At 34.4% G+C, this 13,828-nt stretch carries 9 protein-coding genes and 2 pseudogenes; 5 read left to right on the top strand and 6 right to left on the bottom strand.

All coding sequences use genetic code 11. The features are described from left to right. Positions 1-262: pseudogene (locus C6H08_RS06865) on the top strand (outer membrane beta-barrel protein); the annotation flags it as partial. A gap of 364 nt (positions 263-626) precedes the next feature. On the opposite strand, the gene C6H08_RS06870 reads toward C6H08_RS06865, so the two are convergent. After that, positions 627-1,394, bottom strand: a complete 768-nt coding sequence (locus C6H08_RS06870) for an ABC transporter ATP-binding protein (protein WP_034579676.1) — start codon at positions 1,392-1,394, stop codon at positions 627-629. 163 nt (positions 1,395-1,557) lie between these two features. Here C6H08_RS06870 and C6H08_RS06875 point away from each other — a divergent pair, with 163 nt between their 5' ends. Together C6H08_RS06875 and C6H08_RS06880 are read left to right on the top strand one after the other, a co-directional pair. Further along, positions 1,558-4,482 (top strand): hypothetical protein, encoded by a 2,925-nt coding sequence (locus tag C6H08_RS06875; RefSeq protein WP_034579678.1) that lies wholly within the window; start codon positions 1,558-1,560, stop codon positions 4,480-4,482. An 86-nt stretch (positions 4,483-4,568) separates the two neighbouring features. Continuing rightward, a complete protein-coding gene (locus C6H08_RS06880) occupies positions 4,569-6,317 on the top strand; it encodes a methyl-accepting chemotaxis protein (protein WP_080745663.1) in 1,749 nt (582 codons plus the stop codon). A gap of 272 nt (positions 6,318-6,589) precedes the next feature. On the opposite strand, the gene C6H08_RS06885 is transcribed toward C6H08_RS06880, so the two are convergent. The 4 genes and pseudogenes from C6H08_RS06885 to C6H08_RS06900 form a co-directional block, all read right to left on the bottom strand. Further along, a complete protein-coding gene (locus C6H08_RS06885) occupies positions 6,590-6,892 on the bottom strand; it encodes a type ISP restriction/modification enzyme (RefSeq protein ID WP_034579680.1) in 303 nt (100 codons plus the stop codon). Position 6,893: 1 nt separating this feature from the next. Next, positions 6,894-7,106, bottom strand: coding sequence for a DNA methyltransferase (locus C6H08_RS11985; RefSeq protein ID WP_411698103.1), 213 nt, complete (start codon positions 7,104-7,106; stop codon positions 6,894-6,896). Beyond that, the gene (locus C6H08_RS12565; protein WP_407717553.1) at positions 7,037-7,204 is read right to left on the bottom strand and encodes a hypothetical protein; all 168 of its coding nucleotides are present in this window, start codon (positions 7,202-7,204) and stop codon (positions 7,037-7,039) included. The genes C6H08_RS11985 and C6H08_RS12565 overlap by 70 nt, the downstream gene beginning before the upstream one ends. Positions 7,205-7,239: 35 nt before the next feature. After that, a pseudogene (locus tag C6H08_RS06900) lies at positions 7,240-10,325 on the bottom strand (type ISP restriction/modification enzyme); the annotation flags it as partial. Positions 10,326-10,448: 123 nt separating this feature from the next. On the opposite strand from C6H08_RS06900, the gene C6H08_RS06905 reads away from it, so the two are divergent. Next, positions 10,449-11,858, top strand: coding sequence for a Mur ligase family protein (locus C6H08_RS06905; protein WP_034563211.1), 1,410 nt, complete (start codon positions 10,449-10,451; stop codon positions 11,856-11,858). Between the two features lie 164 nt (positions 11,859-12,022). Then, positions 12,023-13,234 (top strand): cation diffusion facilitator family transporter, encoded by a 1,212-nt coding sequence (locus C6H08_RS06910; RefSeq protein WP_034563214.1) that lies wholly within the window; start codon positions 12,023-12,025, stop codon positions 13,232-13,234. A gap of 66 nt (positions 13,235-13,300) precedes the next feature. Here the strand turns inward: C6H08_RS06910 and C6H08_RS06915 are convergent. Continuing rightward, the coding region (locus C6H08_RS06915) for a restriction endonuclease subunit S (protein ID WP_199773194.1) at positions 13,301-13,828 on the bottom strand (528 nt) is incomplete at its 5' end.

The raw sequence follows: 13,828 nt of genomic DNA on the forward strand, positions 1-13,828 counted from the left end.
TGCTGGGGCGGGACTAGCTCATAATATTATTAATACTCAACACCTTGGCAATATGAATGCCTTTGGTGGTAGCATTAATGCTGGGGTAGCTTATGCTTTATCGTTTCTTGAGTTTGAATTTAGAATCCGCTATTTAATCTATGATATACCAGAGAAATACTCAACGCAAGGTTTTCCACCGATGGTTGCGGGACAACAGGTAAAATATCAAATGGTAGATTTAAACAGCCCCTTTAGCTTTCATTTAGGGGGTGAATTTTAGATTCTAACCCACTTTAATCCAATAACAAAAAGCAAACTAAGAATTGCTTAAAGCTTGAAGAGATTTTATGTTTATAGAATCTCTTCAAGGATATGTATTTAACTTTTTATGCCTTTTGTATTACTCTAGATCTAAAACTTATGCCTGTTTCGATATTTAAACAGGGATGCTTCGCAAAAACTTATAAAACAATAGTTTAGATTTAGTGTAATAGTCTTTATGTGTAGGTGGCAAAGAGAAATATCTTATACAGAACTTAAAAAGATTTTTCGTTTTTTCAGGGTGTTTCCGTGGATCAATCTTTTGCCCATACGCATTAATAATACAATCTCACATAAAAGTCTCTAAACCATGTAGTTTTGTATTACAACACCGCGTGGAAACATGCGTCAAATTCTTTGCCTAAATTCGACTTAAATTCATCGTTTGTATTTAGATCTTCGATAATCTTGCCCTCTTCCATGAGTATAATTCTTTGACAATATTTTCTTGCGAGTATAAGGTCGTGCGTGATAAACAAAAAGGTTGTGTTATATATTTTTTGCATATTTAAAAATAGATTCCATATCTCTTCTTGTAGTTCATAATCAAGCCCAGAAGTAGTCTCATCAAGGATAACAAACAAGGGCTTTATAAGTAGCATTCGTGCGATACATACCCGTTGTGCTTGTCCGCCAGAAAGCATTGCTGGATAATGATAGAGTATGCTATTTGGCAGGTCTAATTGCTCTAAAATGGGATATATTTTTTGTAGTTGTGCTGATTTACTTTGAATATTTAAAAGGTGGTTGAGTGGTTCTTGTAAATGCTCTAGGACATTGTATCGTGGGTTAAGAGAGCTTAAGGGGTCTTGGAATAATATTTGTGCTTGTTTGTAAAACTCTTTTTTTTGCTGAAGATTCTCTAAATTTACTACCTTGCCATTAAAGAGTATTTGCCCACTTTGTGGCTTTTGGAGTTGTGCAATAATCTTTGCTAATGTGCTTTTGCCGCAACCACTAGGTCCTATAAGTGCAATGTTTTCCCTTTGCTTCATTTTAAAACTTACATTATTTAGAATCTGTTTTGTGTATTTTTTAAAAAAAGTATTGTATGTAAAGATGTGATTAATATTGCGAACTTCTAGTAGCATGACTTTCCTTTTTATGTGCGAGTTATGATAGCAAATATAAGTCATTGTTATGTAATTTAGCATAAAATTTAGGATATAATGCGGGATTTAAAAACAGATGATCAACAGAAATAAGGGCAAATACACTGCATTATATTTGAAAAAATAATTATTAAGGATTTTTATGCGTCGTTTTATAAATGTTATTGCTTTAGTATTTGCAGTAGCTTTGTTTTCATTATTTTTCTACAATGATAAGATAAAAATCACGCAAGAAGTGCTTGATTTATTCCCACAAACAGAGGATAAGCAAATCATTGACATTTATCAAAAGTTTGCAAACTCAAATCATATCCTTGTAGCTATAAAAGGATTTAGTCAAGAATCTACGGATACTTTAGATGAGTTTTTGTCGAAAATAAAAGATATGCCAAATATAGATAGTGTGATTACTCGCACAAGTGCTTCAGAATCATTAGAAGATTTTCTCGCACAAGATTATCTCTATACTGCTAGTCCCAAGCCTTTAGATAAGATGCTTACAAAAGAAGAGATTGAATCGCGTGTGCTAAATGGACTACAATCACTACAATCTCAAATGCTTGAAGAAGAAGTGCTTGATAGTGGATTAATTGATATAGAAAAAATGAGAGATTCTAAAGATATAGAATCTAAACAAAGTGTAGATTCTAATAAAGATTCTAAAAAAGATATTTCAACTTTATCTCAACATGATAAAAAACAAAATCTAGATTCCAACACAACAACTTGTCGTGCTGAGTCTCAAACCGAAGTATCTAGCATAGAATCTAATAAAGATATTTCGTGCTTACGCACTCAATATGACAAGGATTCCGCACAAAAAGCACAACAAACTACACAAACGACTAATAATCTAGATTCTAAAAACATAGCAAAAGATAAAACTACAGAATCTAGTAAAGATTTTTCGCCTAAGGCTCAATATGACAAAAACATAGAATCTAAACACAACGCACAATCTTATAATACGATATTTCACCCAAGTGATCCTTTGCAACTTTTAATATTACAGACACCAAAGCCCTATATTTTTGTAGCAAAAGATTATGGCTATATGGCGATTGTAACCATGAAAGATGTAAAGAGTGAGAGTGTGAAAGAGACTTTGGAGGGCTTTGCACGCATTGCAACAGAGTATCCAAACATTCGGTATTTTTCACAAAATTTTATGAGTGTAGAAAATCTAGGCTTAATCCTTAATGAAGTGAATTTCTTGCTAAGTTTTGCAACCCTTGCATTTATTACGCTGTATTTTGTGATTATCCGCATTCCACTACTTACATTAAATACGATTTGCACTCTTATTACTGCAAATATTATCGCCATTTTAGTGGTATCAAGCGTATATCCAAAGGTAACGATTATGGCATTAAGCTTTGGCATGGGGATTAGCAATATTGCTATTGATTACATGATGCATCATAATTTCTTCAATCTCTATGTAAGCGCTCAAAGGGTATTTAATCGCCCTGTATTTTATGGCTATATTACCACTATTATTGGCTTTAGTGCGTGTTTGTTTATACCATTTCCCCTGCTTTCTCAACTTTCTTTATACGCGATTATTTCGCTTACACTTTGCTATATTAGCTTTGCGTTTATGTATCCAAAGATTGGTTTTAGTAAGCCTAGATTATTCCCCAAACTCGCACAGATTAGATTCCAAAAAGTCTCTAGCTATACATTTTTAGGGCTATCTTTGTGTGCTTTTGTGTTTGCGTTTATGTTTTTGCGACTTGATTTTGATCTCTCAAAGCTTGATTATCAAAATAAGCGTATGCAGAATGAACGCACATTTTTTACAAACGCACAAAATAATACGACACAGATTTTATTATCAAGCAGTAGTCTTGATAGCCTAATTGCTCTTGCTAGGGATTTGCAGGACTTTTTACATACAAACAATGCAAAGACTTTTATCCCACTTTCACTCATGCCAACACAAAATCAAATGGATTTAAATGCTAAATTTATAGAATCTAAACTTGTAGCAAAAAATAAAGCCGCATTATTGCAATCACTCCCGCATTTACGCACAAAAATACTGCAAATATTAAATGAAGATTCCATAGATGAAGATATGAGTTTAGAAGATAAAATGGCTTTTATAGATGATTTATTTGCTATGTTTAAAGAGAGTTATATGCTTGGTGATAAACCACAACTAAGCTTAGAGAATCTCTCTCACATGGGCTTTAATATTGTTGTGGAAGATAGAGATTCTACATCAGATCGTCATATTGAGGCGTTAGCCGAAGTATCTAATATAGAATCTCAACATGATAAGATTCTGGAATCTACGCTAACAAATCACGCAAACAAAACTACAAATTCTAGCGATTGCTCTATGGCTTTGGAGGCTTTGAACGAATTAGAGGGTAGGAGTTATCTAGGCGATAATGACTATCCTTCTAATTCGTTCAATCGTTCAAATTGTATAGACAAGGGCGAATTTTTACAGAATCTAGATTCTACACAATCTAGTGCAAAAAGATTCTATTATTTAGCTATCGTAAATAATAGTGATTTAGATTATATCAAAACTTTTTCAAAACAGCTTGAGAATGCAGAGCAACCTAAGAATATAGAATCTAGCATTGAAATGCGAGGCTTACAGCATATTATGGATAATATCACAGATACGATTTATAAGCCTATGCTTATAGTCCTTGCCATTGCGTTGTGTTTAATGATTTGTATGCTTTTTATCACGGCTAGAGAGGCATTTTTAGATTCTGTTGTGTTTGTATTATTTCCGCTTGCTTGCACACTTTGTGTGATAGCAGCACATAGCACGCTAAATATTATGCACCTTTTTGCTTTGCTTATCCTTGTAGTTGTGAGTGTAGATTATGGAATCTATTCTGTAAAAGAGGGGCAGAATCTACGCACAGCCCATGCGATATTCTTTTCAGTTTTAACAACGGGCGTATCATTTGGAATCTTAATCATAAGCAAGACAAAAGCACTCAATTCATTTGGAGAAGTCATCTTTGTAGGTATGCTTTGTATCCTTGCCTTGCTTATTTTGCATCGTCCATTATATCAAAGTAAGAAATTGTCATAAGAGTGTTATTTTTCATATATTATCATTCTAAATGCTGTAAAATATGTTACAATCCCGATTTTATTTTAAAAGTGGGAAGTAACATAATGATGTATAGCAATCTGTCATTGAAATATAAGTTTTTGGCATTAGCACTTGGTTCTTTAATGAGTTTTGCAATCTTTGTTGGTTTTATGCTACTTGGAAAAGAAGAAATTGCTGAAAGTATGCAAGATAACCTTGATAAAGTTATACAAAAAGAGATAGAAGAAAAGATAAAGTTAGGCACAGATTCTATGGCATCAAGTCTTGGTGCGTTAGTCGCTGGTTTAGATGAAAAAGCACAAATTGAAATCATCGCAAAAGCTATTGAGGATTTTCACTTTGAAAATGATAAGTCTGGATATTATTTTGCATATAAAGGGCATATCAATGTAGCACACCCAAACAGAAAAGATTTAATCGGAATTTCTTTAGAAAATGCAAAAGATTCTAATGGAGTCTATTATGTGCAAGAGCTATATAAGAATGCAAAGGTTGGCAAGGGCGATTTTGTATATTTTGTATTCTCTAAACCACTACCAGATGGAAAGCTTGGCGAGGCACAAAAGGTTGCGTATTCTGCGATGATACCAAATACAAATGATATATGGATTTCAACTGGTGTATATATTGATACCTTGCAAGACCATACAGGGAAAATATCAAAACTCATGCTTACCAGTATGCAAGATATTCTATATAGAAATATGTGGCTTTCAGTCGTCATTTTCTTAATTATATTCTGCCCTTCAATTATCATGTTTTATAGTAATTTGATGAAAGGGATACAGGTTTTACAACATAATGTTGTGTCTTTTTTCCGCTATCTTAACCGAGAGATTCCACATATAGATTTTATCCCTTTAAAATCTAAAGATGAGTTAGGTCGTATGACTCAAACTATTGGCGATAATATACAGCAGACAAATAAATCTTTAGAGCAAGATTCCATACTCGTGCAAGATGTGTTAAATGTTGTAGAAGAAGCAAAGGTTGGGCGATTTGGCAAGCTTGTAGTATGCAATAGTCTTAATCCACAAATCAATGAATTAAAAGATGCGATCAATGCTATGTCTTCTACCTTGTTAGAATTGCTAGGCGATGATTTGAAGAAAAGCCAACGCGTATTTACTTCCTATGCAAATAATGATTTTACCGATAGAATCGAGAATGCAAAGGGCTTTGGAGTAGCGATAAATGGACTAGGTGATTCTATCGCACACATGCTAAAGGTATCAGCAAATTACGCGCATGAATTGAGTGAGAAAAATAAAGATTTAGAAAACGCAGTTGAAAATCTCACAGAAAGTGCGCATACACAAAGTAAATCTCTGCAAAATACAGCAGAGCAGATAGAGACTATCACAGAATCTATGCAAAGTGTCTCAAGTCAAACAGATGAAGTCATCAAGCAAAGCGAAGACATTAAAAGTATTATAGGAATTATTAGAGATATAGCTGATCAGACAAACTTGCTTGCACTTAATGCAGCGATTGAAGCGGCTAGGGCAGGGGAGCATGGTAGAGGATTTGCAGTCGTTGCAGATGAGGTGAGAAAACTAGCAGAGAGAACACAAAAGTCTTTAGGTGAGATTGAAGCAGACACAAATGTCTTAGTCCAAAGCATTAATGATATGGCAGAATCTATAAAACAACAAACACAAAATGTAGGTAATATGAATGAGACAATCTCACAGCTAGAAAGCATTACAGAACAAAATGTAAGCATTGCGAATCATTCACAAGAAATCTATAATGCAGTAGATTCCATTGCAAATAAGATATTAGAAGATGTGGATAGTAAGAAGTTTTAATGTGTTTTGATTTACATTTAGATTATTAAGATTAGTAAAGGCGGTTTTGTTAGGGGCAATACAATACGCTAAAAGTTATATACACTTCTTTTAAGATTATCTAAGTTTGATAGTCTATTAAATAAGCTATTTTATATGAAATCTAAAAGTTTTGAGTTGAAAAGCAGTGAGCAGTCAAACATTATGCTTATTCGGCGACTAAATATTTAAATTGAGTCAAACAAAATCTTTTTATGTTTTCATTGTAAAGTAAAAGTTTTTACAAGGTATTTTCAATCTAATGAAATATCACTAATTTTAGATTCCATCTCTAAGCTTTTGTGTAGTGTTTGGATTATCTTTTGAAAATGTGTGAAGTCTATCTCTTCGCCTTTGTGGGATTTAAGATATTTGTCTAAGACTTGGTAGCCGCCGATTTTATAAGCCCACACACGAGATTCTACTTTGTCAAAATATAGGCTAGTATTTATAAAAAGCCTTTTAGATTCTGCGTTGTAGCTGGGCTTTTCTATAATGAGATTTTTATCATTTTTGTCATTATAGAGTGGCTCGCCGATAGATTCTAACTCACTCATTCTATATCCTTTGTGTCAAATAAAGTGGGAATACATAGCTCCCACTGCCTACTAAATGTAAATCAATAATAGAATCTGTGATGAAGATATTATCAATTTGGGATAACTTACTCCCCCTATCACAGACTAAACCGATATTTTTCATCAAGCTTCCTTGTAAAGATAAAGTGGGAATAGATAGTTGCCTTCTTTGGTTTTGTTGGATATATGGCACATTTCCATTATCGTATGTGCTATAAATGCGTGTGTGAATGTCTTGCTTACCACTTGTCTGCAAGTTACTAACCCTATATTGCAAGTCATTCTCATCATTTTCTGTTCTCTCTCTCTCTCTCTGTAATATCTGCCATTAAATGCGTATTAAGTAGCTCTAAGCCTAAATCACTTAAGGCTAGAAATTTCTCTTTAGATTCTACAAAGGGGATTTTAGGAAAGTCAATTTTCAAAAAGTCTAAATACTTCTCTCTATAATCCTTATGGAATAGCACTGCATAGATATAGCCTAAAATTCTCTCTGGGCTAAAATGCTCTTTATACTTAGAATCTATAAATGCTCTAAATTCTTGCGTGAAGTTTTCTACCCATTGCATTGTAGATTCGGCGGTGTTATTTTGAGATTCTGCATTTTCATTTTGAGACTCTCTCTTGTCATTTTGAGCCGTAGGCGAAAAATCTTTATTATGCTTTTTTGCGTGTTTGGATTTTATAGATACTTCACTACGCTCAGTATGACAAGTTTTAGAATCTTTGACATAAAGGGGCATTATTGTATTTGGTCCATTACCCCCAGAGCTTAAAGCTTGATCGGTAATAGCATTTGTCATTACGCAATGATTCCATTCTTTACCTGTATCTTTTAATTGTCTTGGGATACTTATTCCCATATTGTCAAAATCGTGTAAAAAATGCTGCATTATGTCTTTTACGCATCTCCATACAAGCTTATTTTCATAAAAAATATAGCGAGTATCAAAAGGGCGATAAGATATTTTTTGAATGTATTTTGATAAATCATCTTGGTTTTGCAGATTTTTCCAACCTTGTAAAATATCCCAACCTTGTTTTTTTGCAACACTAAATTTTAAATGCAATTCATCTGCGTTTGGTGCAGAATCTCTAAAACTTTCAAATTTTTGCAATAATCTTTCCTTACTAGAATCTATCACAAAATTATCGTGTGCGGTTGTGATTCCCACGCCAGAAACCTTAAAAATATCCTTTACACTCCAGCCTTTGTCATACTCTGCTTTTACAGACTCATCTTGTGGGATAAAGAGATAGAAAGGGTTTTGCGGGGTTAGAATCTGCCAAGGGATAGAATCTAAAGTGTTTTCAGCAAGGAAGTCGTATTTATCCTTGCGTTTGCCATAGAGATCATAGTGGTAGATTGTCGCTAGATTGTTAGAATCTTGTGTTGTTTTTACAAAAATATTGATAGAAACGCCTTGCATAATGTCAAAAACATTGTCATCTTTTTCTCCACTTGGTGTGGTTTCTTTCTTACGCGTATTGCCGTGCAAATCTAGGATATAGATTTTATCAAATGTCCTTAGCAAGTGATAGCGCATACCGCGAAAGGTGGGATTATCTAAAAAGGCATTGTTAGAGATGAAAGCAAAGATTCCGCCCCCTTGCTTCTCAATTTTAGATTCAGCAAAGCGGATAAATTTCACATAATCATCAAGAAGCCATTTTGGATTTTTTTCATTTTGGAGTTTATGTCTATCAAGTATGCTTTTAAAGGTTTTTGCATTGTCTTTGCTTTTGTTTGAAAAGTAATACAATAGGCTTTGTTTTTCTTCTTTTGTAAGCTTGGCTAATCTTGGCTCTAGCCCATAGGCGATACGCACTTCATCTTCATATAAGCCTTTATTGCTTGAAGCCCCGCTATAAGGGGGATTGCCTGTAATGATTAAAATATCTTGCTCTTTTAACGCTTGTGCCTTTTCAAACTCTTTAGTAAGTTCTACTATACCTATAAACAAATTACTTTGCTTATTTATTTCATCTTCTTTACTATTAGCATAAAGTGTATTTGTAAGTGCGATATTTAGGCTTTCATTTTCATTTAACTCTTCTTCAAATTCTTCTTTAAAAGTTTGAGAAATTTTTAAATGTGCTATGGTATAAGGTGCGATTAAAAACTCAAATCCATAGAATCTTTGTATTAAGGCTTTTGGATTGTATTTCACACTCTTTTTATTGCTAGCCTCTAAGGCTTTTCTAAAAGCCTCTAGCAGAAATGTCCCTGTGCCTGTGGCAAAATCTAGCAGGGTAATATCGCTATCATTTAGGGCGGATTTTAGCCCTTTCTTATTAAAGTCTTTTTGCAAGGTTAAATCTATGGAATCTATGATAAATCTAACTACTGGGGCGGGGGTGTAATATACGCCTCTTAACTCTCTAAGTGTGGGATCATAGTTTGCTAAAAAATCTTCATATAAATGCAAATAGGGGTCTTTGTGTATGTAGTTGCCATATAAATCTTTTTCCATACTTTTATTAAGGTCTTGTATAATGGCAATAATCTCTATATGGTTAATGATAGCAATGATGTCTTCTAAAAGCCATTTGATAGAATCTAACTCCTTTAATTCCCGTAAAAATTTACTCATCGCTTGGATAAGTGAGAAAGATTTAGGAATAAAGTTGTAGGCATTATCTAAATTAATTTTTTCATTTGTAGCATTATTTAGCCTTGCTAGAAAAAGGCTATAAGTAAGCGTTTGCGCGAAGCTATCCGCAAAAGCGATAAACTCTAATTCTTTATAAAGCGATATTTTAAAGGCGTTAAAAAGCCCTTGAATAGAAGCATTATTTTTATTTTCTATCATCTCATCTTTTAAGATTCTAGTCCGCTGTGCTAGGGCGTTTGCAAACTCTTTTGCCGTGTTTATGGAGCTTGGATTTTGAGAGAAAAAGAGTGTAAAAAGCTGTTCTAACTCTTTTGCTTTGGAATCTAAATCGTGAAGTTTGGGATTTTTAGCTAGGACTTGGAGTTGTGAATATTCACAGATTCTACACTCTTGCTTTATAGTGATTTTGCCCTTTTCATCTTGGTGTAAAAAGCAAAATCTAAGATAGTCTGTCAAAATGGTATTTGGGCTTAGGCGGAAGTATTTTTTAATCTGTTCGCTTTGTGCGATTTCATCTAAAGGGGCATTTATGCGTTTGTTTTCAATATAGCCAAGCGTTAGAGAATCTTTTGTGATTAAAAAGTCTGGCGCACCTCTGCCTTCCTTGTCGTTATTTGGCTCGTGGATTATGTAGATATTGTTTTTAGGATTTTTAGAATCTAGGGAGCTAGATTTACCCCCCCCCCCCCATTAATTGCAGTTAGAAAATTGTATAAATGTGGGCGATAAGTGTGCTCTTTATCACTTTCTTTTATATCTTTTATTGCTAGTATATAGGCTTTTAGAATCTCTTGCATGTCTTTCCTTATTTAACGATTAGATTCTATAATGCTTTTGTGAAAATTGCAAGAGTATTTTATGTATTAGGCAACGCTTAGATTTGCTATAATTGCAAAAACTTAACGCATTAAGGGTAGGGTATGTATATTAACATTCTAGGTTATGGTATCACTAATAAAGCATTAGTTACACTTTTAAATAAGCACAATATAATCTGTCATATTTATGATGATAGGTATGAAAATGATGAGATAGATTCCATAGGGAATAGTTACCAGTCATTTAAAAAGGTAGCGACACTTCGCACAAATAATCCAAATGGTGATGCAAATTTAGCAATTATTAGTCCGGGTATAGCCCCAGATTCTGCTTTTCTTAGCTATTTTAAGAATATTATGAGTGAATATGACTTTATTTTTCATATAAAAAAAGGGATATATAGCATTTGGATAAGTGGGACAAACGGCAAGACAACGACAACAGAAATGCTCTCATGTATGTTACATGCAAAGAGTGGTGGGAATATCGGCACACCCCTTGCGACACTTTTTATGCAAGATTTTAACGACACACAGATTGATGTAACACAATGTGATAGAATGCAAAATCAAGTCTATGATGTGGTATCAAAGCAAGATTCTAACGCTGTATGGGTGCTTGAGACAAGCTCATTTACTCTGCATTACACACATTACGCCTTGCCTAATATCTATATTTTATTACCTTTAAGTCAGGATCATATAAGTTGGCATGGCGGATTTGAATCCTATATTGCCGATAAGTTAAAACCGCTTAAATACATCAATGACGCAAAAGACCCAAAAAAGCATTACGCTCTTATCCCGCAAGAACTCATGCAATATGAAGTAGCAAAAGATATTATAAATAACACAAAAGCAAATGTTATGCTTTATACAGATTCTAATATGCTTTACTCTTATCTACAATGTGAAAAGAAGTATTTTGAATGCTTTAAAGAGCCTTTTAGACTCGATTTTCTCGTGGCTGCTAGTGGTATGCGTTTTGGCAATATCGACTTTAAAATAAATAATATTTTAGAGTATAAAATCGGTGCATATCGCATGGAAGAGCATGTGAAGCATGGCTTACTTTTTATAAATGATTCTAAAGCGACAAATCCACATGCAGTCTTTTCTGCATTGCATACCTATACGCAGTATAGAATCTATCTTATTTTAGGGGGAGATTCTAAGGGGGCAGAGATGGATATGCTATATCCATTTTTGCAAGAAAATGGGGTAAAAGTCTTTAGCATAGGAAAAGATGGGGGGAAAATCGCAAGTGAATGCAAGGCAAAAAATATATGGGTAAAAGAGTGTTTAAGCTTAGATAAAGCTATGGAATCTATCTATTCTAAGTTGCGTGAAGACTACTTGCTAGATTCTATAAAAGATATAGAAACATGCTGTAATGATACAAATAAGCCCATTGTTATGCTATCCCCTGCATGTGCTAGTTTGGATCAGTATTCATCATATAAGGAAAGGGGTGATAGGTTTAACATGCTGATAGAAAAGGTGTTTGGGTAGAGTGGGTAATATAAGCTGGTTTAAGCGTTTGTGTTTTACTTTACATTGTGTGATATAGCATAAAATCTAATGGGTTGCAAAAATTATAAAATATTAAATCTCATATTTAGCTATAATCTCAAGTCAGCTAAAACTACATAAATACAGAATCTAAAAGGCTACAAATGACTACACAGCAAGATACATCACACAACCGCCGCTCTTATGGCACAAGTGTGCGGAAAACTAAACAGGATTCTAAGCAACCTTTAGAATCTAACACAGCACAACCTAACCCTATAAATTCCATAGAATCTAGCGTAGATTCTAGCTTTATAAATGATTCTAATCACATAGAATCCACCGCTACAAAAACCACTCAATCTACCCCTACGGATTCTAATCACACAGAATCTAAACATTCCACAACACAGAAGCAAGACAAGCATAAAGCACAGATTCTAGCCTTAAAGCACGCCCTTAAGACAGATTCTAAAAAAGCCGCACAAAAAGAGCAGTTTGTCCTTAAAGTCTCAATGTATAGTGCGTTGATTTTGGCGATTTTTGGCATTAGCTTTGGAATCTTTGTCAAATCTATGGCGGTGATTTTTGATGGCTTTGTAGCGTTAATTAGCGTGGGGCTTGGGGCTTTAAGCGTGATTACTTCTCGCTACATTTATAAAGAAGATGATGATATTTTTCAATACGGCTATGTCCGCTTTGAGCCTATGGTAAATCTTTTTAAATCCCTTGTGCTAGTCTTTGTGTGCGTGTATGCTTTTATAAACGCTTTGCAGAGTATCATTCACGGCGGCTATGCAGTCGAGCTTGGTGGGGCGGTGGCGTATAGTCTGTGTGCGTTTGTGTTTTGTGCGATTTTGTTTGTTTATACGCTTTTTTATACGCGACTTTTAGAATCTGATTTGATTAAAGTGGATAATACGGAGTGGAAGATTGACTGCGTGCTGTATTTGGGAGCGCTTGGGGCTTTTGGTGTGATTTATTTTATGCTTAATCCTAAGAGTGCTTTAGCGATGTATGTTGATCCCTTGCTTTTAGCGGTGCTATCCTTAATGCTGTGTGTCTCGCCTATCCGCATAGCCATTGCGAATTTTAAAGATTTGATTATGGTCGCCCCAAGTGAGATTGATTCTAAAATTACGCAGATTATGGAATCTTTGAGTAAAGATTTTGGCTTTAGCGATTATGATACGCATGTGGCAAAATCGGGGCGATTCTATATGGTGGAAGTCAATATCTTAATAGATAAAAATTGCAAGATTAGCTCTGTGGTGGAGTTTGATTCTGTGCGTGATAGGATTGAAAAATCCCTTGAGATTCCAAGCTATAAGATTTGGCTATCTGTAAGCTTTACAGGGAATGCGAAGTGGTTGTAGGATAGCTTATATTTATGCAGTATTTTAAATGTGTTTCAAGCCTAAATCACAACGGAAAGCTAGAATCTACTCTATCCTTAAGCCCTTTTTGAGTGTGAAAAGGGTGTCTAAAGTTTGCACGATATATTCTTGCTCTTGTAGTGGCGGTAGGGGGATAAGAATTTGCTCAAATAAATTTTTGTTAATAATCGGTGTTGCCGTTCCCGTTGAATTTGCCTTAATTGTTGATTGAAAATAGGTGCTATTTATGAAGTAATATAGCAGTGTCGCTTCAGCAAAAAGTGGTTTTGCTACATTTATTTGTTGATTACAAGTGCATTCCCTATCAACCAAACAAGCTTTACCGATTAAACCGCCGATACATACAACTAATATAGAATTAGCCTCTATTTTTCTAGCTTCTTTTAAGCCCTTTTCAGTTAATCCACGATTACTATAAATAACATTTCCATTGTTATCAATGTCGCCCGGATTAAGAAAAGGGATAAAATCACCAAAGTTTTCGGCATTGCTTGTTTTAGGTGTCGCACCTGTAAAAATCTCACAAATATCCCCAAGTTTTACCCACGCCCAAGAATTTGGGATAGTAAAGGG

It is taken from the genome of Helicobacter bilis, from assembly GCF_900198365.1.
Lineage (GTDB): Bacteria > Campylobacterota > Campylobacteria > Campylobacterales > Helicobacteraceae > Helicobacter_A > Helicobacter_A bilis_B.